The sequence below is a fragment of the Paenibacillus naphthalenovorans genome, assembly GCF_900099895.1.
Classification (GTDB): domain Bacteria; phylum Bacillota; class Bacilli; order Paenibacillales; family NBRC-103111; genus Paenibacillus_G; species Paenibacillus_G naphthalenovorans.
Map to the genome: position 1 here is coordinate 1 of NZ_FNDY01000034.1, position 24,018 is coordinate 24,018.

At 45.7% G+C, this 24,018-nt stretch carries 30 protein-coding genes; 4 read left to right on the forward strand and 26 right to left on the reverse strand.

The window, feature by feature from the left end:
* Positions 1-130: 130 nt before the first annotated feature.
* Entirely contained in the window at positions 131-403 is a 273-nt protein-coding gene (locus BLT35_RS21845; protein WP_074729729.1) for a DUF7667 family protein, read from the reverse strand.
* A gap of 262 nt (positions 404-665) precedes the next feature.
* Between BLT35_RS21845 and BLT35_RS21850 the strand changes: the two genes are divergently transcribed.
* Genes BLT35_RS21850 through BLT35_RS27175 form a run of 4 tightly spaced genes read left to right on the forward strand, consistent with a single transcriptional unit; the run spans position 666 to position 1,583 of the window.
* Positions 666-887, forward strand: a complete 222-nt coding sequence (locus BLT35_RS21850; protein ID WP_139170843.1) for a helix-turn-helix transcriptional regulator — start codon at positions 666-668, stop codon at positions 885-887.
* 2 nt (positions 888-889) lie between these two features.
* The gene (locus BLT35_RS21855; RefSeq protein WP_074729731.1) at positions 890-1,180 is read left to right on the forward strand and encodes a hypothetical protein; all 291 of its coding nucleotides are present in this window, start codon (positions 890-892) and stop codon (positions 1,178-1,180) included.
* A gap of 38 nt (positions 1,181-1,218) precedes the next feature.
* The gene (locus BLT35_RS27170) at positions 1,219-1,377 is read left to right on the forward strand and encodes a hypothetical protein (protein ID WP_175472031.1); all 159 of its coding nucleotides are present in this window, start codon (positions 1,219-1,221) and stop codon (positions 1,375-1,377) included.
* 38 nt (positions 1,378-1,415) lie between these two features.
* Positions 1,416-1,583, forward strand: a complete 168-nt coding sequence (locus tag BLT35_RS27175) for a hypothetical protein (protein WP_175472032.1) — start codon at positions 1,416-1,418, stop codon at positions 1,581-1,583.
* A 25-nt stretch (positions 1,584-1,608) separates the two neighbouring features.
* On the opposite strand, the gene BLT35_RS21860 is transcribed toward BLT35_RS27175, so the two are convergent.
* From BLT35_RS21860 to BLT35_RS21980, 25 genes are all read right to left on the reverse strand, one after another.
* Positions 1,609-2,352: a peptidoglycan recognition protein family protein gene (locus BLT35_RS21860; protein WP_083351372.1), complete on the reverse strand. Its 744-nt coding sequence runs from the start codon at positions 2,350-2,352 to the stop codon at positions 1,609-1,611.
* Positions 2,318-2,716 (reverse strand): hypothetical protein, encoded by a 399-nt coding sequence (locus BLT35_RS21865; protein ID WP_074729733.1) that lies wholly within the window; start codon positions 2,714-2,716, stop codon positions 2,318-2,320. Before BLT35_RS21865 ends, BLT35_RS21860 begins: the two co-directional genes overlap by 35 nt.
* Positions 2,713-2,883, reverse strand: coding sequence for a hypothetical protein (locus BLT35_RS21870; RefSeq protein WP_217634735.1), 171 nt, complete (start codon positions 2,881-2,883; stop codon positions 2,713-2,715). Before BLT35_RS21870 ends, BLT35_RS21865 begins: the two co-directional genes overlap by 4 nt.
* A 63-nt stretch (positions 2,884-2,946) precedes the next feature.
* The gene (locus BLT35_RS21875; RefSeq protein WP_074729735.1) at positions 2,947-7,365 is read right to left on the reverse strand and encodes a hypothetical protein; all 4,419 of its coding nucleotides are present in this window, start codon (positions 7,363-7,365) and stop codon (positions 2,947-2,949) included.
* A 4-nt stretch (positions 7,366-7,369) separates the two neighbouring features.
* Positions 7,370-7,774 carry a lytic transglycosylase domain-containing protein gene (locus BLT35_RS21880; RefSeq protein ID WP_254777637.1) on the reverse strand — a complete coding sequence of 135 codons (405 nt, stop codon included), beginning with the start codon at positions 7,772-7,774 and terminating at the stop codon, positions 7,370-7,372.
* A 14-nt stretch (positions 7,775-7,788) separates the two neighbouring features.
* Positions 7,789-9,270, reverse strand: coding sequence for a hypothetical protein (locus BLT35_RS21885; protein ID WP_074729737.1), 1,482 nt, complete (start codon positions 9,268-9,270; stop codon positions 7,789-7,791).
* A gap of 329 nt (positions 9,271-9,599) precedes the next feature.
* Positions 9,600-10,175 carry a stalk domain-containing protein gene (locus tag BLT35_RS21890; RefSeq protein WP_074729738.1) on the reverse strand — a complete coding sequence of 192 codons (576 nt, stop codon included), beginning with the start codon at positions 10,173-10,175 and terminating at the stop codon, positions 9,600-9,602.
* Between the two features lie 52 nt (positions 10,176-10,227).
* The gene (locus tag BLT35_RS21895) at positions 10,228-10,893 is read right to left on the reverse strand and encodes a hypothetical protein (RefSeq protein WP_074729739.1); all 666 of its coding nucleotides are present in this window, start codon (positions 10,891-10,893) and stop codon (positions 10,228-10,230) included.
* Positions 10,894-10,904: 11 nt separating this feature from the next.
* A complete protein-coding gene (locus BLT35_RS21900) occupies positions 10,905-12,323 on the reverse strand; it encodes a hypothetical protein (protein WP_074729740.1) in 1,419 nt (472 codons plus the stop codon).
* Positions 12,324-12,333: 10 nt separating this feature from the next.
* Positions 12,334-13,014, reverse strand: coding sequence for a phage adaptor protein (locus BLT35_RS21905; protein WP_074729741.1), 681 nt, complete (start codon positions 13,012-13,014; stop codon positions 12,334-12,336).
* 17 nt (positions 13,015-13,031) lie between these two features.
* Positions 13,032-14,567: a glycosyl hydrolase family 28-related protein gene (locus BLT35_RS21910; protein WP_074729742.1), complete on the reverse strand. Its 1,536-nt coding sequence runs from the start codon at positions 14,565-14,567 to the stop codon at positions 13,032-13,034.
* A gap of 43 nt (positions 14,568-14,610) precedes the next feature.
* Entirely contained in the window at positions 14,611-14,748 is a 138-nt protein-coding gene (locus BLT35_RS27180) for a hypothetical protein (RefSeq protein ID WP_175472033.1), read from the reverse strand.
* A complete protein-coding gene (locus BLT35_RS21915; RefSeq protein ID WP_074729743.1) occupies positions 14,748-15,389 on the reverse strand; it encodes a hypothetical protein in 642 nt (213 codons plus the stop codon). The genes BLT35_RS27180 and BLT35_RS21915 overlap by 1 nt, the downstream gene beginning before the upstream one ends.
* 496 nt (positions 15,390-15,885) lie before the next feature.
* Positions 15,886-16,077 carry a hypothetical protein gene (locus BLT35_RS21925; protein ID WP_074729745.1) on the reverse strand — a complete coding sequence of 64 codons (192 nt, stop codon included), beginning with the start codon at positions 16,075-16,077 and terminating at the stop codon, positions 15,886-15,888.
* A gap of 3 nt (positions 16,078-16,080) precedes the next feature.
* On the reverse strand, positions 16,081-16,431 hold the full coding sequence (locus tag BLT35_RS21930) for a hypothetical protein (RefSeq protein WP_074729746.1): 351 nt from the start codon (positions 16,429-16,431) through the stop codon (positions 16,081-16,083).
* 13 nt (positions 16,432-16,444) lie between these two features.
* The gene (locus BLT35_RS21935) at positions 16,445-17,347 is read right to left on the reverse strand and encodes a Mu-like prophage major head subunit gpT family protein (protein WP_074729747.1); all 903 of its coding nucleotides are present in this window, start codon (positions 17,345-17,347) and stop codon (positions 16,445-16,447) included.
* A gap of 16 nt (positions 17,348-17,363) precedes the next feature.
* Positions 17,364-17,813, reverse strand: a complete 450-nt coding sequence (locus BLT35_RS21940) for a hypothetical protein (protein ID WP_074729748.1) — start codon at positions 17,811-17,813, stop codon at positions 17,364-17,366.
* Between the two features lie 14 nt (positions 17,814-17,827).
* Positions 17,828-18,712: a hypothetical protein gene (locus BLT35_RS21945; protein WP_054819339.1), complete on the reverse strand. Its 885-nt coding sequence runs from the start codon at positions 18,710-18,712 to the stop codon at positions 17,828-17,830.
* Positions 18,713-18,831: 119 nt separating this feature from the next.
* Positions 18,832-19,029 (reverse strand): hypothetical protein, encoded by a 198-nt coding sequence (locus tag BLT35_RS21950; protein ID WP_074729749.1) that lies wholly within the window; start codon positions 19,027-19,029, stop codon positions 18,832-18,834.
* A complete protein-coding gene (locus BLT35_RS21955; RefSeq protein ID WP_074729750.1) occupies positions 19,026-19,331 on the reverse strand; it encodes a hypothetical protein in 306 nt (101 codons plus the stop codon). Before BLT35_RS21955 ends, BLT35_RS21950 begins: the two co-directional genes overlap by 4 nt.
* Complete coding sequence (locus tag BLT35_RS21960) at positions 19,328-21,154, reverse strand: portal protein (RefSeq protein WP_074729751.1); 1,827 nt, start codon at positions 21,152-21,154, stop codon at positions 19,328-19,330. The genes BLT35_RS21955 and BLT35_RS21960 overlap by 4 nt, the downstream gene beginning before the upstream one ends.
* A gap of 304 nt (positions 21,155-21,458) precedes the next feature.
* A complete protein-coding gene (locus BLT35_RS26570; RefSeq protein WP_139170844.1) occupies positions 21,459-21,680 on the reverse strand; it encodes a hypothetical protein in 222 nt (73 codons plus the stop codon).
* 30 nt (positions 21,681-21,710) lie between these two features.
* Entirely contained in the window at positions 21,711-21,992 is a 282-nt protein-coding gene (locus BLT35_RS21970) for a hypothetical protein (protein WP_074729753.1), read from the reverse strand.
* Positions 21,989-23,410: a phage terminase large subunit gene (locus BLT35_RS21975; protein ID WP_074729754.1), complete on the reverse strand. Its 1,422-nt coding sequence runs from the start codon at positions 23,408-23,410 to the stop codon at positions 21,989-21,991. The genes BLT35_RS21970 and BLT35_RS21975 overlap by 4 nt, the downstream gene beginning before the upstream one ends.
* A complete protein-coding gene (locus tag BLT35_RS21980) occupies positions 23,398-23,799 on the reverse strand; it encodes a hypothetical protein (protein WP_074729755.1) in 402 nt (133 codons plus the stop codon). Before BLT35_RS21980 ends, BLT35_RS21975 begins: the two co-directional genes overlap by 13 nt.
* Between the last annotated feature and the right edge of the window lie 219 nt (positions 23,800-24,018).

Genomic DNA, 24,018 nt, shown 5'->3' on the forward strand with positions numbered 1-24,018 from the left:
TTCATTTACACTAACTTGTTATCAGTATAATGGTTCTCTGTTAATTTAAATTATGCACCCAGTGTTAATATGTTGTGTATATGTTTTTTAAGTAAAGTTTTCACCTCCCCCTGCATACACTATATCAGGTTTATTTTTCGTCGGTGCTGCGTTTGCGGCCCGGCTTTTTTATTTGTCCATACTGAAGTTCCTCGATCTGAGCGCATATCTCGAATTGCCATTCGATATCGTCTGTCATGGATGCCATTAGCGATAAATTCTGCAAATAACACATTTTCCACACGTAATCCACATTTGCGGACAAGCAGTGATGTACCTCCATCATCTCTGCATCGGTAAGCGGCCTGCGCTTGTTGACCATCCACAGTTCTGCAAGCCTCTGGTGGATCGGCATTACTTCCATAGATCCATCCATCCTTTCACGGCCAATATGCCCAAGATGACAACATATGCAGATGGGAGGTTACTTTGGATCGCTCGCCGCGGTCTGCACAGGTCAATCATAATCACTTTCATGGGACCATCTCCTTTTGGGTTATGGTTTATTCTATGATGGTTACTTTAAATTTAGTACTGTATTTACAGTACCGCTTTAACGATACTTGTGTTATAATTTAGGTACAAGCATAATTAGGAGGTGATAGAACTTTATGGGAGTTGCTATAATGAAGGTAAAAGTAAAATGTAATTTAGGAGCACTAATGAAACGTGACAATATAAAACAGGCGTGGCTTGCTAATGCCATTTCCTACGGCTTGGAAAATCCGGTATCCACTCAACTTATTAGCGATTGGTCTAATGGCCGCGGGACACCTGCCCATGGGTATGTTCTGCGTATTTTAAAGGCTACAGGTTGGAAGTATGAAGAACTTTTTGAGGAGGAATGAGGATGGAAGACTTATCTAAAAAGACAATTTATCCACTTGTAGACACTGTTACTATAATCGCACATAAAGGAATGCAACGTTTGATTATTAAAGAAGAAGAATTGAAATGGAACTCCGATGAAGAATATGAATTCCTAACATTACAAGAAATTTCATTCCAACTGGATCAATTAGGTTATGATCGCACATATATCGTATGGGAAGAATCAGGACTAGAAGGCAATATTTATATGTACGGAAACTACAGTCCTCCAACATGGATGGAACACGGAAAAACGCGTGGTTATGCATAGTAATAACCCACTATAGATATATAAAGGGAGGATAACGGATGAAATACTCAAAAATCAAATGTCCTAAATGCGATGGAAGAGGTTGGGTATTGCCGGAAATGGAAATACCAGAACAACCTTCTGAATCAGTCGAAATGTTGAAATGCAATTTTTGCGATGGTGAACGAGAGATATTTGTTTCGCCATTTTATTCATAGTAACGTTATACCACTATAGCTATAAGGAGGTACAATATATGGATAGACTAGAAGAGATTAAACAAAGAGTTAAGCTAGGGATCAATGAATATATGCACGACACTGATAAAGCTGAAATTTACCGATCTGATGCAGAATGGCTTATAGAGGAAGTGGAACGGTTGTTAGAAGAAAATGCCGATCTCATTCAGGCGGTAAATAGATAGCCCCCTCATAATGAGGAGGCTTTTTTTATAGGAGTCCTTTACTTTTCATGATCTCATACACATCAAGCAAGTTATTCATAGCCCATTGTGCGTTTCCGTCCTGTTCGCCGAGTTTGATCCGGTCGAACATGTAGTTATATTGGTTTCCGAGCTCGCGTATCTTGGTGATCTTGGCATCCCATGATTCTTGCTGTTGCAGCCGGTTCTCAGCGGTTATGATTGCGTTTCTGACACGCTCCATATTAAAGCCCGGGCAGTTGGATGGGTTCAGTTCCCCATGTCCTTTAACGGCCTGTACAGTAGGTAAAAGTCCTTTCAGCATAATGCACACGGCGATAATACAGTTTAAATCGGCGTCCGTCAGAGAGTCCGATTGATAATAATCACCATGCACGCACACATGAATCGTATGTCCATTGTTGTTTGCTACTCCGTATGTTCTGGCTGCGATAGGGTTGGTATAAAAAATTTGGCCGCGCATGACGTAAAAATGGTACGGAAATCCAGCGTCTCCATTCTTCTCGTTCTTGGTGGACTTGATATGATCGTTGGCGATTTCCGTCATCATCTGCATGGGGGTTAGATGCGCTCTTTTGGCTTTAGGATAATAGTCATGATGGATAGCAATGGTTGTCAGATCCTCTGCCTTGCGCCATCCGGCCAAATCGCCCCAGGTGTAATTCTTGTTCACCGGAAGCTGACTATATACGTCCACCAATTGTGGTACGCCCAAGCTACTTAGTACTTTCTCTGGTACTGAAATGTTCATTTTCTTGTTTTCCTCCCTTCAATTGCACGATATCTTTCAAACCCTTCCCTGTGATAAACGCTGCAGCTGTACCGGCGATCCACCAAACGGACTCATCATCCAGTTGAATCCCGATATATTCGCTGAATCCGATCAGCAGAAGTGCAAAAAGCATAGTAAACAGTTTCGTGCTGTTCAAATTCGGTTTCTCTCCACGCTTGATCTTCGCAATGTCAGCTACCAGCGCAACGGCGATAAAGTTCACGGCGACCGTAACGGATGCAATGATCTGCTGGGGATCAAGGTTCCATAAGAACCGCTGATTTAAAGCGATTGCGACCATCGTAATGATCGATACTAAAAAGCTGGGCATGGTCCATTTCACGCCGTTTCACTCTCCTTTATTGGTTTACCTCCGGGGCCGATACCTCCCAAAAGAATATCCACCACGGATTTTACTTCAAAGTAAGTTTCGTAATCTTCATAGCACAATTTAAATGCCGTTTCCTCGCCGCATATTGCAGCTACGGCGTTAAAGACATAATCGTCCACGGCACAAGCAAGGGGCATGATCATAAGGTCCTCCATGTAAAAAGAGCCCCGGAGGGCTCCCGTTTATCTTAATCCAAGTTCTTTTTTCATTCTTGTACGACCAATCTCACCGGCCTTATTCAAGATTTCAAGCACTCGTTTAACCTTACGCTCGTCGCTCATATTCGGATTAATAGTAGCCAAACGTCTGGCTGTTTCTTGACCAACAATCGTTTGATATTTCACCAATTGCTCGCCGGTCAAATCGATACGCTTATCCCTGCCTGTTAAGCGATCCTTTCCTGTGATGTAGCGCGGCACAGCGCGAGGTACAACCTTGCTTTCTCCGGTTGATCCTAAGAGATCAAATACCAATTGAGCCTCCCTTGTAGGTTTGAACGTAGCACGCTGAGATGGAGATAAGAACACGTCGAAGAATGTATTAGCTCTAGTCATTGGCTGTCCCAATACATCGGACCTCTGTGGCAAATCCTGAGCAAGACCTGGTACCCTCGACATGGCTGGATTAAGTAATTTTTCGGTAAAGTCAGGGCTGTATGTTTCGCGCTGAGCATTATCAATTAATTGATTAAATCGTCCGACCATCGATGGAACGGCCATGCTCGGGATTTGTTTCAGCAGATTCTCACCGAATGCCTTGATCTTGTTTTCTTCCCCAGGAGGAACATCAAGCGCCTGCTGTAGACCTTGCAAAACCGACGAATTGAACAGTGTATTCATCGCACCGGTAACGACATCCAATCCTTGCTTTAATCCACTTTCGGACTCTCCTTTTTTCAGTAGGTCGCGTGCGGATTGGCGTCTTTCTTGAACGATATTTGCCCCGACAGCAAGCGGCATTGATGTTGGCTGCGCCCATTCGTACTGCCACAGAGTATCTCCCGGACGTAACTTTGCGGCTTCATTAATGTCTCTCATATTCCCGGTAACCATCGCAGCCATCATACGTTGAAGTGCTGATCCATTAATTTGATACTGACTAAGGCCAGCGCTTCTCTCCAATTCCCTTGTATCCCGGTCCGTTGGAGATTCGCCGCGGAGTACCCCTTTATCAGCCAACCACATACCAACACCGGTTAATCCGGTTCCGAGTAATGCGCGTGTGACGGATTGAATAACATCTGCCCGTGTCAATTCGGTATTAGGCTTGCGCAGGATATCATGCGTTTGAAGGATTGCTTTAGCAAACCCTGCAGGACTGAAATCAATAGCTCTGAGCAAAAGATTTGCAGGCGTTTTGGCAAATGGGATGATCAAGTTACCGGCCCCAAACTCTTTACTTCTAAATCCTGTAGAAAGAGAGTTAAGGCCGCGCTTGGCGTTATTCAGCATAGTGGAAAGTGCTGTTCTATCCTGCAGCGTAACATACTGCCCGTATTGGCTTGCAATGTTTGAAATATTCTCGTCCAGATTAGCCATGTAACGGCTGATATGTCGCTGTATAGCTTCTCTTCCTTTTACTCCATTGTTTACTGCGTCCAAGTAAGCTGATTCTCTCAAACGCTGTTGTACAGCCCTGTTATAAGAGGCATAGTCAAAACCTTTCATGACCGCACCGAGTGTTTTTTCAAGATATGTCATCGGATTGAGTTTAGACCGGAATGACTGACCGCTGATATCGTATGCCGTGGTTAATCCGTCCGGATTGATTCCGCGCCACCCAGCCCGACCACCCTCAATCAATCCTCTCCAATAGTCTTGTGCTGGAGCAAAGAAGTTCTGCCAGCTAAGCGGTCCGCTGAGGAATGTGACTTGCCGATCCTTCCCCGTTAACTTTGATACTCCGAAATCAATCGGTGTCGCCAAAGTCCGGGACAATCGTTCGAGACGATACATGATTTCATTACCGACGATGTTACGAATTTGAGTTACAGGATTAAGAAGCATGAAAATGTATTGTCCAGCAGCTAACTTTTTCCCGACTCCAACCTGTTCGAACTTATTGAGTAATTCTTGTAAATCTTGGCTAGCAATTCGCTTTGCGTCTCCAGACAACTCAGATACCTGTTGCGCTAAATTCCTTATAGAATCAATATCATTTTCGCTTAATCGGATGCTGTTTTTCTTCAAAAAGCTTTCAGCTATCTTTTCTTCTTTGCTGATTAAACGAGGCTTTGTCCTCTCCATTAATTGATATCCTAACCCCTCAATGGAAGCTGTATCGATTTCAACTTTTGGTGATTTTGGTCTTCCTTCGTCAGCAATTTTTGTGATGGTAGTTAAAAGTTTTTGAACTTCTTTAACTGATTGATCAGGAGTTGCTTTAGGACTTTCTACACCTGATAATTTTTTAGATAGCGACTTTACCGCCTGAAGGAATCTTTTTTCTGGTGGCGTAGGCTCTCTCTCTGGCATGAGATCGGCTAGTTCATCCGATAAATTCCTGATCTCTTGTAATTCATCATCAACAACATTTCCTGTTTTCGACTTTTCTATTGCTGCTTTAACCTTGTCAGCGAGTTCCTTTGTAAGTTGATTGATCTCTTGTTGTTCTTCCGATAATTTTGAGCTGGATTTACTAGCGGATTGATAAACCTTTTGGCTTATTTGTTTAACATTCGACCCTAAACTTTCAACTGATTTTTCGTAAATATCAAGCAAGTGCGGCCTTATCTGTTCCCCAAAATCACGGATCATCTCTGCTGACCAATCAGCAAACTTTACAGCACCTCTAACGCCCAGCTGAGCCAGTTTAGACGCTCCAATGATCGCATAATCTGCCCATTGATCGAGAGGGTTAGAACTAATCGTGACGCCTTTAGCGCGCAATCGTTCTTTCGCGGCCTCTTCCTGACGCTTGAGGAAATCAATCACATTATCACTGACGCGCTTATCCTTCATTTCCCGCGGCGGATGAGCCGGACGTGGATTACGCGGTTTGTTGGGCTTAACATATTGCTGAGCGTCTTTGATAAAATCAGAAACAGTCTGCCTGTCTGCGTCCGATATGGTTTCACCGGCACGTAACCGGTCCATAATGTTAATCACATTAGCGGCTCGTTCTTGGCTTGCTCCGGACCGTTGGATTGCTCCGGCTGCTTGCATAATGTCATTGGCGGTGTTTTCATCAATCTTAAGCTGTTGTGATCCTTTAGGAAGCTCACTGTTGATCTTCTGCACCTTACGCTGAGCTGCGATAAGCGCTCCTTCCGGTGTAAGGCGGTTCCAAAGAGATGCGGCCTGAACTGTACGACCCGCTTCTGTAAGACGTTCGGCCAACCTCTCAACCATCGTAACCGCACGCTGCACTTGCCCGGTTCGTTGAAACTCATCGATCAACCGGAATCCGGTTGCTACCTGTTCTGCGTCCATTCCGCCCCTGCCACCTAAAGCAAATGCTTCAGCTTCATCGATGCCGCGGCTTAAACGCTGATTTGCCGAATTTACCGTAGTTTGGTTAGTGATCGGTTCATACCGCCTTGTTGGTGATTGTTCTACACCAGTTCTAACCTCAGGCGTTAATCGATCGGATTCCAACATCGTATTCATCAAGCCACGCTCATTAGATAGTTGATTCCTTACATTACGATTCGACGTTTGTTGTATTGGTGAACGCGGGTCAAACGATACAATATTCGGGTTTGTCTCCGGAGCCAATCTGGAAAGCCCCTCGTCGGCTATCTGAGTTAGTTCGCTTTCTGGTAAAATTGGACGTAATTCACTTGAAACCGTTCCTTGGTCTAATGTGCTAGTAGGTACATTCCTTCTATCCCTAAGCGCTTGAATGCCTCTGCCAACTAAAGGTGCAGCTGCACCAATTGCCCCACCCAATGCACCACCGATAAGACCTTGTTTTGCCGCTTCTGACAAGTTGTTTGAACCTTGTGATAGTTCCACACCTGCCGCTAATGGAGCGCCCACAGCGAACTCTCGTGTAGCCTCTCGTGCTACTCTTCCGCCGAATGTTTGACCGAGTTTAGGCGCAGCTGCATTTATAGCTGTTCCTGTATTTCGGTATAGTCCAGTTCCAGCGCCTAAACCTGCGCCTGGGACAAAAAATGGGGCCGCGACTTGCCCAATGACCTTGGATACACCGGTGGCCGGTTGCATGCCGGACCGCTTTAGGAATTCTTCCCGGGCGTTTGATCCTGGGACATATTGCCCGTTACGCAGCACCGGTGCATCCGGTACGGTATATTCTGCTATGGCTTCAGATACGGGATTCGATGAAACCCAATCAAGTCCGCGAAGAATCTGTCCAACAACGGGAATATCTCGCCCGGGCAAAGGTTTAGGCGGTTCGACAGCATCCGCTTGACGCGCCAATGGCGATGTTCGAACGTCCATAACCGGTAAATTCATGGTTGGTCGCGCTGAAGGTACAGGAGTTGTTGCCGGTTCGACCGGACGGTTACGGATGAAATCATACTCACTCGATGACGATTGCCGCGTGGACTGACCTGAACGTCCGCTTAACACGCGATCCCGGGCTTCTTTTCCGCGTTGCCGCCTGTTTTGTCGTATTTGATCATATTCCGACATGACATCACCCCCGGTTAGCTAATACTTTTGGTACATAGTTCTGCGTCTCTTTCGGAAGATACTTCTTCACGTCGTTCCAGTTCGTGCTACCAGCCTGCCTGATGGCTTTACGTAAATTACCTGGTCCGGCATTATAAGCAGCTAATCCAAGCTCTACACTTCCGAATTGATCAATCATTGACTTGATGTATCTCGCGCCACCCATTACATTCTGCGCCGGATCCCGTGGATCGACGCCAAGCTCTTTTGCGGTTCCCGGCATCAGTTGCATTATTCCGTAGGCTCCGGCTTTGCTTTTGGCTGATGGATTAAAGTTTGACTCGGTTTTTGCGATAGCACCCAACAGATCAACGGGCAATCCAGTAGAGCTGGCCGCAGATTCAAACGCCCCTCGGTAAGCCTGCGGCACCTTTACCGAGGAAGTCAGTTTCCCGAGTTACCGCCGAATTCTTTTCGTGCCCTTGCCTTGAAGGTATCGATTTCTTTCTTAGAAAGTCCGAGCATAGTCAGGACTTGGTTTGTTTCATTATCAGTTGGAAGTCCGGAGTCTATCACATCAAGAAACATTTGGTATCTGCGGTTAGGATCTTTGGTTATGACTTTTGCCTCTCCTGTATCTGTTTCAACGACGTCTGTATAGTTATTTCTAACATTGTCAAGTACTTGATTTGCATTCAAACCGCGGTATTTATCGCCGCTATTAGACATTTCATAGTCTAATTGCGCCCATTGACGGTCGTTGTCGTCTTGAGCAAGCGCCAATTGACCGCTACGGTATGCTTCATTAGCCGCAAATTCTAGTCCAAAGCGGCGAACATCTTCGTCAAACTTCTGTTTGTACTGTTCATCGGAAATTTGGTCGCGCAACTTTTGATACTCGAACTTTTGGATCTCCATTTGCTGGTTAAACATATCATTCTGCGTCTGTCTAGTCGGGATTCCACGGAAGTTTGCTGCATTCTGTGCTGCTGTTGCATAATCTGCGTCAAAGCCAACGAAACTCGGGTCAATATCCATTTGATACAATCTATTACGTTCAGCATCAGCCGCAGCGCGATATTGTGCCATTTGATCTGCTGTAACTCCAGACTGTTCGGCTTGTTGTTTCAGGCCAAGAATATTGTTTATAGCTTCTCTTGCTCCTTCAGGCATGTAGTATCCTTTTAATCCAGCTTCTTCTCGGGAATCTTGTCTTCTAGCTAAATCATTGCTGAATGCTGTTTGCCCCTGTCTTTCTAAAAGGTCGATAACATCTCTTACGTCAAGCTGTCGGTTTCGCTGCTGTGTGTCTTCACGTGAGATAAGGTTATACACCGGGTTTAACAGTCCGGTTAAACTAGATATTTCTGCTTGCCGCTGTGCTTGTAACTGATTTTGAATGGATGGAAGAACCTGAGTCATTAGATATTCTGTTGCGTTGTTCTGTTCTCTCTGTGCGGCATTTCCGAGTGCTGTAGAACGTCCAAACCCTGCTGCTCCAAGCGCCTCTTGTGCTGCTCGTATTCCCTGCTGCGCACTTCTCTGTGCTTGTGCTTGTGCAGCTGCATACTGAGGTGTAGAATAAGGGTCCTGCATCGGACGATTAATGATATTTTGTATTTGCCCGATCATCTGCGTATATTGATCGACGTAAGGATTGGTGCGAGTCGTTGGATTCGTCACTTGCTGGATATATTGATTAGTCAATTGTTGTTGCTGCTGAGATCGTTGGCTATTTTGAAACTGGTTATAAGCGTTGTCAAAGTTTTGTCGGCTTGTATAGGTGGTACCATTCATATTCAGTTCGGGCTTCATGAAGTTTTGACCCTTTACTTGGACATATCCGGTATTCTGGTCATATCCGATATCGTCATTTGTGTATCCTTTGCTCAAAAGACCTTGTCTGACACCATAATCAATTGCCAACGTGACCACCTCCGTGCAAAATAAAAAGCCGCTTAGATAAGCGACTTATGGTATAATATGGGTTGTACAACTGAACTTGGGCGGTAGGCTGCCTCCGGGAAGGAGGTGTTGCCTATGCAATTTTCGTTCAATGATTTGTTAATGTTCGGGATGTTTATCCTCGCGCTGTTGACATATCTTAAACGGAAGTAACCCGCCCAGGTTAGCGCCACGGCGGGTTACATTTTCGGGTTCCATACTCGGAGGATTCCGTCCAAGTGTTGTACGGGGAGTCGGCTGGCACCGGCTCCTGTTGTTATTTATAAGCTTATCATGATTGAAATATACATTCAAGGTTGTTGTAGAATTTGCTGTCTCTTGGATTCTGCAAAATCATTTTGCTCTTTTATAACAGCATTTAGCTTTTGATTTAATTCATCCAATTCTTTTTTTATTTCATCTCTTTTTTTTACGGCCTCAAAATAAGCTCCATCTTTTTCTTTTTTTGAAGACTTACCATTAATCATATAGTAATCCATTTCATAAGGTTGGATAATAGCGTTAACTTCATTTTCTTGATTCATTAACACGGTAATTCTAGCACTAAGATCCTGTATTGTTTTGGACCTCGTTGCTTGATCTTTTTGTTCTTGAGATGTCAATGCGCTCCCACCTTTAGATTTTAGTTCTATTCCAAGATCGGCATTGAACGAAACGTCCATTCCTAATGCATCGCCCATTGCTCGAACCGGTAGATATGAAGTGCCCTCAATGACAATTGCCGAATTTTCAATAGAATTTCCGTTTACTTTAACAGGAAATACTCCGTCTACTACTTTTCCGATCATACTAGCAATTTGTGCATGCGCTCCAATCGGAATAGAAAGCATCAAACCAATGGATAAACCTAACAAAAACTTTTTCACAATATCATCCCCAATGGTATTTTTTAGTTCATTATACCATATTATCGGATGACTACGTAATGTTTGTGACTATTCCTTTTTTGACTGTAATAGTGCCGTAAGTGTTAACGCCATTTACAACATCTTTTACATATCTGAAATTTCCAGAAATACCGTTCGTTCCTTCAATTTGCAACGGACCGTGAGGCTGCAAATTTAGTGGTTCATTATCAAATGTACCAAGAGTAGTTCCGGTCAATGCTGATCCGCGATTCATGAATCCTTTTGTTGTGCCGGCATCTACCATGACCAATGTCGGCACGCCAGAAGCATTGGGAATTAACGCTATATAAGTATCAGCATCCGTATATGCAGCAATAAGATTTTGGACCGAATTGAGTTCTACTCTCGGATAACCAAGAGCAGATCTAAATACCGCCCCAACCAATGTAATAAATCCCGCTGTATCCGCAACAAACGTATCCTTCACTCCATCATTAATCCGGATCCCATTAGCGCTGATCTCAATAAAAGCCCCGCCAGCATAATCCGCTCGCACCGTCACGATTCCGGCATTAAGCGTACCGGCGTCGATATGATCTGCCGTTAGAGAAACAACATTGAGGCTGTCTAACGACACCAACAAGTTATTGTACTTTTGGATAAGTTCGCTTAATTTTGTTTCCAAGTCTCGAAACTCGGCAAACGGCGGCAATCCCGCTATGTCTGGAATTGGCATGCTATCCCTCCTTAATTCTGCACTGGCTGAATCCTCGAATACCTCTGCACCTGATACAATTCGACGGGTCCAGTACCGCTTAATCGATTGCGATACCAGTTGCACAACGGAACCGTATCAAGCGGAACGATCAGATTCTTTCCCTGAGCTACCGAATTATTGGCTGTCGGATTGTAGTTGATCGGATAGAAGTCATCTCCCCTGTCACTTGGAGAGACAGCAACAGATAATGTAGACCCGGCCGGGAACAATCCTTGAATGTGCAGCTCGTACAATTCTTTCTCAGCCTCCATTGCACCGTCATCAAACGGCCTCGATGTTGTGCTCCAAGAGATTGGCGTCCCACTGTCTGTTGTACCGTTGTTCAGTCGATACGTTTGACCTGTGTAATCTCCCGCGTAAGGCACGTTATTGAGATAAGCTCCGTAACGTAATCCACCGAGCGAAATGCTCCTTACGCGCCATTTTCGGCGGTCTGGACGTGGGTCATAAACAAGTTCAGTGTCCGGTTCCGTGTTTGATCCGGTGACGAGGCAAAGATAATACTTAAGACCGTCTGTCCAGGCAAAACATTTACCTATCTGAGCCGTGTTAATGTTGTTGAGGTATTTGCGGATAGGCTCACCGATTTCTCGCGCAGCGCCACCGGCGCCAATGTAAACATCCTGCTGGCCGAGCCAGAATAGATATGAACCAACCTCTACCACCGTTTTGAAGTTGACGCATCCAATATTGTTGGACTGCTCAACGAGCCTATGACTCACGCGGCTATCTCCTGTATGGAAAATAAGTGCGAATGCATCTTTCTTGAATGCCCAAATTTGTCCTTCAAAGCTGTATAATGCGGTGATATCTCCACCGTTTGCGGTATAATACTGAACCACCCCGGCGTTATCCACGGTTGTCCAATCTGTCGCGTTTTGGAAGGCACAATAACTCACCGTATCTCCGGATGCAATATACACACGTCGGTTATCCGCAGCTACATATTTTCCTTTTGGAGCACTTGAAGATAATACTGAGAGTGTTGTACCGTTCCAGTATTGAACCGCGTCTGTGCCGTTGGTAAGGATTAGCGCCGGTCCATTAACGTCAAAGTTCGCTGCGCACCAGTCTGTTGCGGCCCATGTGCCGGAAATGTCAACCCATGTCGTACCTGTTGAGTTATACTGTAGTTTCGTTCCTACGGCTCGTACAAGGTGCGTATTGCCGAAATTCATGAGCAGGTAGGTTACACCTCCACCGGAAGCGCCGTAAGCTGTACGGCCTTTTCTTGTAGACAAAGAAGGGTACTGGTCAAAGTCCCAACCGTACCCATCTGTTTCTTCATTGTCTTTTAAGTCAAATGGATTTTTACCCGTATTGATGCCGCCTGAAAAATCATAAGCAGAACGGCGGTCTAGCGCCCTGGGCAATGCTTGCCACACCATATTATCACCCCTATGGCGTTGAATTGATCGTCAAATACCGAACGTATCTTCCATTCCGACTGCGGTTCGTTCTTGGAAGAGTATCTATCGGTGAATCAAACTCAGGCTGTTGTAGTTTCATTTTGATTTCTAGCTCGATGATTTTGTTTTCGTGCTCGCTCAAGTAGTTGTTGTACATGATAACATCCTTACGGGCTGCTGCTATCCGTTTGAGCACGCCTAATTTAAGGAGTTCTTGATACCTAACCGGTACGGACAGTTCGACGTTTAAGTTCGTCGGTGAAATGTCCTCCGGCTGCTGATCAAGGTAAATATAAACCAACCGATCATCAAGCGGACCTCCAGGAACGTTGATATAGAAGTTATTCTCCAAGATGGTGTACCAATACTGCGCATATGGGACAAATTGCCGGTTGTCATTCTCGATATAGTCAATCTCAGTGAAGTCTGGTGGATCCGCATCGTTGACTTGAATCGTCATTACTTTGATACGATCCTTCTCTACACCGTTAGGAATGGGATAAATATAGTTCCCGTCCACGGTGGAAAAAGAAAAAGGAACCGAGTCGAGTTGCAATATCTCGAATAGTTCCCTTTGTTCTTCGTTCATCCAGACTATTTTTTGTTCTGTTGTGAATGAATTCCGATAACGCAAGTTAATATCGTTTAAAATTTGTTGAACGGTAGCCACGTTCACCCCTCCACATATCACTTTATTACCCATCCAATGTTATCGCCGATGCCTGATTCTTTGACGTATAGTTTTCCGTTTGATACATCAATACATAAACTTCCGGGGTTTGCAGAGATTTGTCCATTTGGTGCGCCTGAACTTGCAAATAAACTGATACCATCATATAATGTAGCGAATTTGACAGTACCGCTTAAAACTCCAATGATTGGCAATATGAAATTGTTATATCCTGACTCTAGATTAATATCCACTCCTGTTTGACTATCAATATAAATACCACGCTCGGCTACGTAGGTGTTTAGATTATCATTTATTCGCAGAAGCGTATTGTTGCTTAAGCTGCCTTTATTGTATCCTGATTGCAGCGTTATTCCGGCAACATTTGCCCACGAATTATCTTGAGGGTCAACAACAACATTGTTCGAGCAGACAAACCCGAGGTTGGTATGGTAGATATTTATGCCATTCGCATACGGATGATAAAGCATATTCCCTTTGACGATTGCCCCAATAGTGTTGTGTAAAAGTATACCAGCCGATGTACCGTTTCCCTGTATGCCGGTAGAGTACAATATATTGTCAGAAATCTCGCACATGAATGCATATTCATTCGGGTTCCCCACCACATTTGCAGCCCCGCCTAGTTGTATACCTACTCCTGTACCATCGCCGTGAATGGTATTTCCTGTGGCCTTGCATTTATGAGGAGCAAATACCTCCGTAGCGCCTATGGCAATACGGATCATAGAAATGCCTATTTTACATCCTCTGATGGTATTGTTAGAAAAAATGATGTTTTCGCCAGCATGCGTGTCAAGAGCCTCGTATGTTGGGATATTTTCGATTAGCATCCCCTCGACAAGACAATCTTTACTACGGGGGTAAGCCATCAAATCAGATGACTCGGACGTTCTAGTAAAGGCTACACCATAGGCGTTATTGTTCTGCCCAGGAATAACCGAATCAATATGACCGCCACGAACTTTAATATTTGTAACGGACTCGCCCATAATCGCTCCATAACCAATGTTCTTGAAGTTACAATCTTCGATGTAAACGTCCTTAGCGAACTGCATATATACACCATAGAAGCCGATGTCATGGATATATACGTCTTTCAATCGGATATTCGATACGTATGCCGCGGAGTTATCTCCCGTAATGTTTACCGCTCGGGCCGCGATATTTGCCGTATCGTTTCCGGCCCCTTGTAGCTCTAATCCGAGAATGGTTACATTGGACGCCAGGGATAGAAGATATAAATGTGTTGACGTGTTAACTATCTTTGCCCCATAAGCTTCAAGAGTTATATTTTCGGGTATTTTGAGAGTGGACGTTATTTTGTAAGATCCTGGAGGTAACCGTACCACACCGTTAACATCACTAGCTGCATTTAATGCGGTTTGGATGGCTGATGTATCATCCTTTAGGCCATCTCCCTTTGCCCCGTACTCTTTAACATTATATATAATGCCGCCCCACGTCTTATAGTTAGTCAATGTATTACCTACATTTCTACTAATCAATGCCGGTACGGAATTGGTGTACATGGAATCACCTCCAAAATAAAAAGACACCCGGAGGTGTCGTTTGTTACTGTAGTATCTCTATCACGAATTCTGTTTCCCGTTCTTCAACTTGCTTCCAACTTGTCCCTTCCGGCACATCAGCCCTATAAGGATCTTCCCCTGTCCCGGTGCCGATTCGAGATACAGTTACGGTGTCGCTCATCACAATACCTCCGCAGAAAATTTATCAGCATAAAGCGACGCTGGCGTTCCGGTTGTTCCGAACCTCACCCCTGCCTTTGTTGCTGCTGCGTTGAAATTATCAGTTATCTCCGTTATTAACGATCCATTAAAATAAAGACTTATTATATCATTGTTCGCTACGGCCATAACCGTATATTCGGTGTTAGCATTTACCGTTGCAGCTATATTCGCAACAGTGGTAAAAACACCTGAGACACACTTAACTATCTGAACCGAACCCGCACCACCAGAAGTTTTGCTTGGGCGAGCTACCCAAAAATTATTTGCATCAGTCATGCGAAAGATAACTCCAACATTCCTAGTTATCAGATCAGCACCAATATTTACCGTTAGACTAAATCGACCGTTGCTCAGTCCCGACTCTAGCGAACAAATAGCTTGCCCACTGGAAACGGTAGTTGTTTTCAGTAGATTTCCACTAATTTGCAAATCCCCGACATCTTCAGTCCAAATTTGACCTGTATCCGCTGTCCCTATAGATGCAGAGTCAGCGCGATCAAACGTATCATATACCTTTACGCCTTTTTCTATCAATTTAGCCACCAATTGTGCAGATCGGTCGTCTAAAACGCCGCCTCCAGCAATTTTCCCCCATGCCATACGATCACCCCATAACAATAGCTTTATATGCCACTGTAGTTGTGATGGTAACACTCGTAAATGGGTCAAATTTACCATCAAACGGCTCTTTTGGGTCTACTGTAATCGTGATACCGTTTATCGTGAAAGTCAGAGCGGATGACGCGTCTCTATTTACGATAGCAAACCCTGTCATGGGAGTTGTAAACGTCCTAGTATTGGTTGTTGAACCACTCCATGAATCTTTAATAATACTGCCTGTTACTTTAACCGGATACCCATTCGAGTCATCCACGTTTCGTATTTTGTTGTCTACCCCCCGTACGCCGAGGTACATTGTCATTATGATCACTCCTTACTGTCTCGTTCGGCTTAAGCAATAGCGCTAGTTGCTCAAGCAGTTCATTGGTACGCCTTAACTCTCTCAAAACATCGTTGTTGTATCGTTCTGTATCATTGATTCCCTTGAAATGATCCATCCGTGCCTCCTACAAAAAAAGAGGAGCATAAGCCCCTCCTATCGTCTCTTCATCAGGTTATTTTTGAGCAGCATCGCCCGCATTTCGTTGTAATTCACCGCGAAATTCCGCTCTCCTTGGCTCATGTCATCCGTTACGTGGATTTCTGCGATGAACCGCATTTTCTCTTTGTTTGCATCGTCTTGGAGGATGCCGGGTTCACTCACTTCCCACTTTACTTCTTGGCTCATGGATTATACCCTCCGTTTCACCACTACGCCCCAGGTTCCGCTCGGGAGATCAACAGTCCCGCCAGAACGGTTGTGCAGAGAAATCACGATCGTATTCTCCGCAGAGGCTTGAGCTTGAACAGATACACCTTGCGTATTGTATGGTGGGTAAAGCTCGATGTTGTCGCCGATAGCCGCGCCGGTAAGCGTTATACCGGTTGATACCGCAACCGCACCAGTAGCAAGAGAAGGTGGGTCAAAGGTGATCGTGCCTGAGACAACCACCTTTGGAGACGACACGCCGGCCGACGTTCGAAACTCATCGGCAATAACAATTCCATCGCCGCCTGCTGTTGATCTAAAATCTGTCGCCATCCGTTACCCCTCCTTATACGCCCGGCGAACCGACGACGCCTCTCCAATTACGGACGACGGTGCTTTCGCGGAAGTAGCCATCCCAGCTTTGAGAGCCGTTAGGATTCATGTACGTGCGCTTCTTAAACTCCGGCTTGATACGGAAGAAGTGGATCATTTTGTGCTGTGGCGCTTGCAGGAACCATGCTGTTTTCGATGCCATGAAGTTAGAAAACACATACTCCATATCAGGCAATACGTTTTTGTCGTTGTTCGCTGTACCTGCACGTTGGCTAGATTGGAACACCGTAGCGACTTCAAATTGATTGTCCTTGTGCGTAATGAATTTGTTCGGGATCATCACCACACGCTTACCTGCTTCGTCGTTAATCGAGTTGAACAGATTGATACCGGCTTTAATGTTTACGTCATTGATTGGACCGGAAGCCAAGTTAGATTGTGTGCCGGCCAAGCCAGTTTTGCGGTACGGATGGTTGCTTGCACACATCGGCACACCGTCATACTGGTTCGTTGTAAAGGCATTGTCCAGCACACTAACCGAGTTCTGTTCAACCGTGTTACGTCCGGCGTGTCCAGCGTCACGGGTCATATCCTCGACAATCTTGAACACACCTTTGTTGTATTCGGAGTCGTCGATCATTTCACGGGACATGACGATCTCTACGCCGTATGGAGTGTGTTCAGTTACGATCAGATCGCCCAAGTTGAATGTATCTTGTTGGGCGTTCTGCATTTCGTTCTTCACTTGCCAGTTGGAAGTACCGGCGAACGATTGATATGTCTCGTTGTGTTGCAGCGATGTTTCAGCGCGGAGGTATCTGCTCCATTGTTCCGGCAGCTCGTCCCACGCTTCAAAGAATGCCTCATCGATTTTTCGTGTCCAAATATTATTAAACTGACCTGTCATTACTGGCATTGTTTATTCCCTCCCCTTAACCTACGTTAGCCAAGTTGGCTGTCGCGAAAATTACATCAACGGTTGCTTGTGTATTGTCATAAGCTTGCACATAGCACATGCCGCCGGTGGTGTCGTCTGGATTTAATGTTGTTTTGTTCAACAAATCGAATGCTGTAGTGTATAAATCTGTTTGAGAAAACGTTTTTTTAGTTCCCGCTGTAGTAAACGGAAGGCGAACCACTTGATTCCTCACCAGAGTTACGGAAATCTTGTCAGATGCGGTTGCTGTGGTGGTGGTAATATCATCATTAGCAATCCCGATGATCGTTGTAGAAGCTGCTGCTGCCGCTTCAACTTTTCGGGATGTCGCGTTGATTTGTACCAAGTCTCCTGCTTTGATCGTTTGGTTATCTGCTACAAGAAAACCGCCAACGACGATAGGTACGTTTGTATCTGTTACAAACGATCTTACAATGCTAGCCATGTGTTAATTCCTCCTTATTTTGCTTTCTTTCGTTGTTCACGCCACGAATCCAAGTCCGTAGCGGCTTGAGAATTGTACAACCGTCGCGCCTCAGATTCGGAAATACCCATTAGTTTTGCGTCGCGCAGAACTTCCGGCGGGAGAGGCTTTTCACCTACCGCTGTACTCGGTGCGTCACGCTGTACGGTACGCGGTTGCTGCGCTCTACGGGCGATTTCCCGTTGCTGGACTTCCAGCTTGATCTGTTCTGCTCGTTTGTGACCACCAAGCGCCCAATACGCCTCCTCTACGGTAAGCGCACCGTTAGTCTTATCGATCTTTGCCAGAATCTCGCGCTCCATCGATGCGATTCCTGCATAGTCAGGATTATCCTTGAGCCGGTTAATCTGCATTTGTACGCGGAGCTCTTTAAGTTCCTGCTGCTGCTTCTGCTGCTCGATGTACCATTGCGTTTGCTCATCGTCCCAGCCGTTTTGATCGGCCAAACGTTGGGCTTCACGCTGCATCTTGGCTTCTTGAGCAGCCTTGATCAGTTGGTCAGGATCGCCACCAAGCGCTTCAATAGCTTGCTTGTGCTTGCTGTATTTGCCCTCTAGCTGTTCCTCAAGCTCTTTGCGCAGCTTTTCTTCAAGTTTCGCTTTCTCGCGCTCCATACGCTTCTCAAACGCTGTTTTCTCACGCGGAGGTAGGTCAATATCCTCCGGATCTTCAGCGTCCTCTAAGTCATCTGCTGGAGCGTCTTCATTCTCCTCATGTTCTTGTTCCTCTACGATTTCCGGATCTTGTTCCGGTTCCTCGTATCGGTCGTCAGGAGTGATTTCATTTTCTGCTTGCTGTAACGCGGCGTCCGTTACCAATTCGCCCGATGCTTTCATTTGTCTAAACTCATTTAAATCCATGTTAATCCTCCTTTTGCGTAGCGGCATCCCACACGATTCGCCCGTAGATGCTATTCATCTTGTCAGCTCCGAATGAGCGTATATAAAAGGCGCATGCAGTCTCAGCATACGCCGGCCGTTTACTTCCCCTCGCTCAATTTAGAGATAACGTCATTGTAGTTCTCTTTAGTTATCACTAATGCATGATCAGGTCCTGTGACATAAACCAGTGTAATCATTTCTCCATCTGTCGATTTCTCTTGTTTGATACAAGTAACAAATGACGGGTTTATAGATGCCTGATGCCCGTAGTAATCAGTAAGCTCAACTAACTTCACCGATAAAAACCTCCTCTCATATGATCTTTGACGCTATGTGTCTGATTCTCCGGCGTCCAATGACCACAGGCCACGCATTGTGCTCCACCTTTGTGGAAGAAGGTAAATCCCTCGCATTTGACACATACCGGCTGCTGAAGGATCTCTTTCCGTAGATTCGGATTCTTTTTGATCTGAGATCTAATGTAGTCCCTGACCATGCGGTCTTTGCTGTCTCGCGATAGATAGTGAAGCCAGAATTTTTCTTCATGCGGGTCAAACATATGCGTTTGCTTGTCATATCGTACTGCTGTCAGACTCATACAGGTGCACCTCCTTGCATCACTTGAAGTTGTGGCGGTATGGTCGGCGGCAATCCACCTGCACCAGGAGGCTGTGTCATCGCTCCGGGCACACCAGGCATCATTTGTTGGAATTGATCGTCAGAGTCAAGTGGCAAACCAACTTGTGTGCGCAGATAATCGCGCATCTCCTGCCACGATATGACCGGCTTGCCCTCTACCGTCAGTTTAGCAAGGTCAAGCAACGTTTGATAAACAAATGCTTTGTCTGTTGGTAGTCCGTTGCCTAAGCTTAGTCTGAGGTCAAATTCAGCTTCTCTCGTCATCGGCTGCATGGATTCGTCAAGCAGTTCCTTTATGGTGTCTTCTCCTTCTAACGGTGACATGTTCGGAACCATGATCGGCACGTTTTTTAGCTTAGATGGGTCAAGGAACTTGAAGTCCGGCGTATCTCCATTGATGCGGATCCACATACCTTCATCCCAATTTGTCACCATCTCGTCGTACAGAAGTTCTAGGATGCGCGTCCATCCCTGCTTGAGCATCTCCATCTTATGCACGACTGTCTTTTGTCCGGCCTGTTGGAGTGCGATTATCGCTGATGCCGCTGTTACGCCTTTTCCCGGTGTGTTCCCGCGGTTGACGTCCGGCCTACCGGAGATGATATTAGCCTCTTCAAACGCCTTCTCGCGCCGAATAGGTATGTCCCGCGATACCGGTACAGGTGGGATCGGTGCAAATGCGTTAATGTCGCGGAACGGTATCCGTAATCCCGGCTTATTCGTCCATTTACGAGCATCGAATCCTTTCCCAGCTGCTGTTAGGCTAATTGCCATCTGAGGATTACCCATCAGACGCGCAGACATACGAATTTGATCGTCCATATCGTTGATTAAGTCCTGTGTCGGGAATAGATACTCAACGTCACCCATACCCCATCCTGTGCCTCTGCGCGGATAGCAGATAATGACTTCAAATGGGAACTGGTTGCGGCGCTGTAATTTCGTGCCCTTGATTCCTTTTTCACGGCTATCCTCAAGCACAAGGTTATTAGCCACATGCACGCAAAAGATATCGCCGTTCTCGTCTTTCATATAGCACTCGATCAAGAGAGCCTTTTGCGATGTGATAACCTGTACCTCATCTGTGCGCGTCGTCTCAATGTCAAGTGTCGGGTCATACGGCCATGAGACTTGTCTCTTTACGTATTTGCCCCACTCCGGGAACATGCGCCTGATATACGAGAGTGGACGCGGCACAGCATGGATGATAAACTCGCAATCCTGTATTAAATGTGCAGCTGTCCATTTCGGATCAGGAAAAAAGTTGGCCGGCGACACCACCTCAAACGTAGGAAGACCACGGCCTTGTAAGGCTTCATGGTCCGTGAATACTTTGATGATCGATGTGCCAAGCTCCAACCGGTCGTGCTCGGATATGGTCAGCTTGTTTTTGAACTGGTTGCGGTCAAGCACAAATTCAAGCGCATGACATACATCGTCGGCATACATCTGATCTCCGGGTTCGCGGCCTAATGCATCTACACTAAAAGGTTTATCGATGATATCGCTGATCTCACTGTCGATAATCGGCTTGATGATGTTCGTCACGCTGCCAGGCTGATCTTCCGTTTCTGGTTCGTTTTGGATACTGTGCACGTAATCGTCGCACTTTGCCCATATATTCATAAGGTCCATCTGCATTTTAGCGTTGTATGCGCCTCTGAATAAGTCCTGTACATGTGTAGCGAGAGCCTTCTTTTCGTCGCTCTGTTCAGGGATCTGTATGGCTTTATTTGCGGCTTGTATCTCGTCTATGGGCTTGTCTTTCTTCTCCTTTGCCATGATGCGCCTCCTTTCTACACGCTGTGTCTATTGCCGCTATTCAACGGATCACCCGGGTTCCACGTGCGTTGTCTCACGTTCTGCGTAGCTCTCATCTCTTCATCACGGCGTACAAAGTCTAGCTCCTGCTGTAATTGGAGTATCGTGCGATCCTGCTCTGCAATGTGCTCTGTCGCTTCTTTGTAACTGTCCTCTAATACGGCGATACGGTGAGTCTTTTGTACAACGTAGTGAGCCATGTAAAAAGCGGCGGAGAATAGGATAACGGATACTAGCATGCAGAGAAAGATTATGAGTGTTGTTGTCATTCCAACCCCATCTTTCTACGCTCATGCAATAGCTTGAATGGGTTGACATATCCACCTAAACGGAACGTCGAACCACAGTCACCACATTTGATTCCACCTTCTGGTGCATCTCCATTTTGTGATCTGCTCCATATTTCCTTCCCACAACAAACAAAGTTTTTATACCCTGGATTATCTACATTGCAATTGATCATCTCAACAAAGTTTTTTTCGTTCACGCAAACCAACCCTCTCTCAAAGTGTTGTGGTCATGCAATCACCTTCGGAATCACTACCAGCCGAGCATACGCGATATACCGGTCACTATTTTCATACTGGCTAATCTCAGGCATGACACGAACATATACGTCCGAATTGTCGCCGATCTCTCGACTTACCTTTTCTGTAAAATCCTGCATGACCATTTCCTTATCAATGCCTTCTACTGCATATGCTCTTGCTTGATGTTTCTGCCCATCAACTACAATCTCGTGCGTGTTTACTTTAGGACGATCTTCCAAACGTTTAATCATTTCATCCCAAGTTTTCAACTGAACCATCCTCTCGCCCACGAATCTACTTCATCCCTATACTGATCCTCAATCTCACTCTTATGCACCATCGTGCCATCTGATTTGCGAACCCAGTTGTCACCTGTGTTGCTGTTAGGTAATGGCGTAGCTCCCACAACAATATGTTGCTCTGTCGGGTCAGGCCTGCTCATTAGACCGTATCGGCATGATTCCGGCCCATGATCCTCTACCTTGTCGCTTACGTCCTCTACATTCCTTTCATGATGTATCAGTTGTGGCAGTGTGCGTACCAGATTTGGGCAAGCACCATCGAATATCACCCAATACGGCATGCCATCCGGTGCCATCTTCATGTACTCACGCATCCGATTCCAGCCCAGTATGCGACTGTTGTCGGCCTTATCGAGCCACACCCCATTGTCCATAAAGATATCCGCGATACTCTCACCCTTGACTTCACCATTTGATGCCATTGCCGTACCGCGCTTATGCCACATATCCGGAGAGGCTACGGTGTATTCGATGTTCTCTCCTTGCGAAAGCTCTATAATCTTACGGGCAACGTCAGATGCGTTGGTCTGTGTAATGTAGAGTTCACGGTAAGTGTAGACTCTGCGATCATTTACGGCATGCCAGTAGACAGCACAAGGGTCGTTATATCCCCAGTCCATCGAGCAGAAGCGCATCCAGTGTTTAGGGATCGCGAATGGTTGTATAACATGCGTGTCTCTCCTCCACTCTCGGAAGTACTGGCCGGCGAATACATCCCAGTTACCATGCAAAAAAGCCTCCCGTTGATCATCAGGGAGACTTTCGAGTGTTTCCACGTATTCAGGGTTACTGTTCATCAGCGCGTGATTATCGTAAACCTTAGCTGGTATAAATACGTAATTCTCAGGCTTTTCTTTTCCTCTGTACTCACGGTCAATGAACAACCGTTTAAACCACGAATGCCCTATTCCACCAGGATTTGATGTGTAATACATCCTTGGCTTGAAATCTGTTCGCGTTGAGCGGTTGGACGTTTCAAAGAAGTCTCTCATGTACTCTGTGAAATGCGTTGCTTCCTCTAGGCCGATCACGTCGTACTCCTGCCCTTGGTACTGGAATACGTCCTTGTCCGTGTCACAGTATCCAAGCTTGATACGAGATCCGTTCGGGAAGACGAATGACTTTTCATCGTCCTTATAACGGGCGAATCCATGCAACTCGCTCAGTAATGGCAATACGTGATTTTCACGCAGTTCTGGAAGCGTGCGCCGTAGCAGCAATAGTTTTAAACCTGGATACTTGAGCGCCAATAACACAAACTTGCGACGCATCGCCCACGATTTGCCGCCACCGCGAGCGCCACCATAACCGATATGTCGAGCTGTGGAGAGGAAGAATTCTTTCTGTCGCTCGTTTGGGTAGCCTTTCAGCTTTAGTTCGCCCATGTGTCAAGCTCACCTTCTAATGTAACTTTAATTTGTGTGTTGTTCGTGCTTTCGCCCATCATCAATGCTCGCTTATCGTAGAGTGTGCCAAGGTAAGTCGAGATTTGTCCAAGAGGAATGTCTCTCTTGCCTTTTTTCGCTTCTGCAATCATCTGAAATCCAAGCTCCTGAGCCTCTACAATATTGTCCCAAAGTTTGTCGATGAGTTCTTGCTTTTTATCCGTCCTAAGCTGTGCAAATTCATCGGGTCTTTCGAGCTTAATATTTCTCACTGTGTTCGGAGAAACCCCGAATTTCCTGGCAGTTTCGCGTAAATTATCAGTTAGGACAAGGTGAGCACGAATTTGCTCTTTCAACTCATCCGTCAGCTTCTGCCCCTGCCTAGCCATTAATCTCACCTCACGTTTTCTTGATATAACAACAATAAGCCGCCATTAAGACGACGAATACGATGAGTAGTATAAATAGTGATGCGTTTATTGTTACCACTCCTTATATACATAAGCGTAGTATCTAAACCAGTATCCTATTAGAGGACTTATGATGCTTATATCGTTTAGTATGATCTCAGCCATACTTAAACCTTCCTTCGGCCTCCGCTGTCGCTA

Coding starts and splice junctions, on each gene's coding strand:
- BLT35_RS21845 (WP_074729729.1), bottom strand. CDS start 403: ATGGAAGTAATGCCGATCCACCAGAGGCTTGCAGAACTGTGGATGGTC.
- BLT35_RS21850 (WP_139170843.1), top strand. CDS start 666: ATGAAGGTAAAAGTAAAATGTAATTTAGGAGCACTAATGAAACGTGAC.
- BLT35_RS21855 (WP_074729731.1), top strand. CDS start 890: ATGGAAGACTTATCTAAAAAGACAATTTATCCACTTGTAGACACTGTT.
- BLT35_RS27170 (WP_175472031.1), top strand. CDS start 1,219: ATGAAATACTCAAAAATCAAATGTCCTAAATGCGATGGAAGAGGTTGG.
- BLT35_RS27175 (WP_175472032.1), top strand. CDS start 1,416: ATGGATAGACTAGAAGAGATTAAACAAAGAGTTAAGCTAGGGATCAAT.
- BLT35_RS21860 (WP_083351372.1), bottom strand. CDS start 2,352: ATGAACATTTCAGTACCAGAGAAAGTACTAAGTAGCTTGGGCGTACCA.
- BLT35_RS21875 (WP_074729735.1), bottom strand. CDS start 7,365: ATGTCGGAATATGATCAAATACGACAAAACAGGCGGCAACGCGGAAAA.
- BLT35_RS21895 (WP_074729739.1), bottom strand. CDS start 10,893: ATGCCAATTCCAGACATAGCGGGATTGCCGCCGTTTGCCGAGTTTCGA.
- BLT35_RS21900 (WP_074729740.1), bottom strand. CDS start 12,323: ATGGTGTGGCAAGCATTGCCCAGGGCGCTAGACCGCCGTTCTGCTTAT.
- BLT35_RS21910 (WP_074729742.1), bottom strand. CDS start 14,567: ATGTACACCAATTCCGTACCGGCATTGATTAGTAGAAATGTAGGTAAT.
- BLT35_RS27180 (WP_175472033.1), bottom strand. CDS start 14,748: ATGAGCGACACCGTAACTGTATCTCGAATCGGCACCGGGACAGGGGAA.
- BLT35_RS21915 (WP_074729743.1), bottom strand. CDS start 15,389: ATGGCATGGGGGAAAATTGCTGGAGGCGGCGTTTTAGACGACCGATCT.
- BLT35_RS21925 (WP_074729745.1), bottom strand. CDS start 16,077: ATGAGCCAAGAAGTAAAGTGGGAAGTGAGTGAACCCGGCATCCTCCAA.
- BLT35_RS21930 (WP_074729746.1), bottom strand. CDS start 16,431: ATGGCGACAGATTTTAGATCAACAGCAGGCGGCGATGGAATTGTTATT.
- BLT35_RS21935 (WP_074729747.1), bottom strand. CDS start 17,347: ATGCCAGTAATGACAGGTCAGTTTAATAATATTTGGACACGAAAAATC.
- BLT35_RS21940 (WP_074729748.1), bottom strand. CDS start 17,813: ATGGCTAGCATTGTAAGATCGTTTGTAACAGATACAAACGTACCTATC.
- BLT35_RS21945 (WP_054819339.1), bottom strand. CDS start 18,712: ATGGATTTAAATGAGTTTAGACAAATGAAAGCATCGGGCGAATTGGTA.
- BLT35_RS21955 (WP_074729750.1), bottom strand. CDS start 19,331: ATGAGTCTGACAGCAGTACGATATGACAAGCAAACGCATATGTTTGAC.
- BLT35_RS21960 (WP_074729751.1), bottom strand. CDS start 21,154: ATGGCAAAGGAGAAGAAAGACAAGCCCATAGACGAGATACAAGCCGCA.
- BLT35_RS21975 (WP_074729754.1), bottom strand. CDS start 23,410: ATGGGCGAACTAAAGCTGAAAGGCTACCCAAACGAGCGACAGAAAGAA.
- BLT35_RS21980 (WP_074729755.1), bottom strand. CDS start 23,799: ATGGCTAGGCAGGGGCAGAAGCTGACGGATGAGTTGAAAGAGCAAATT.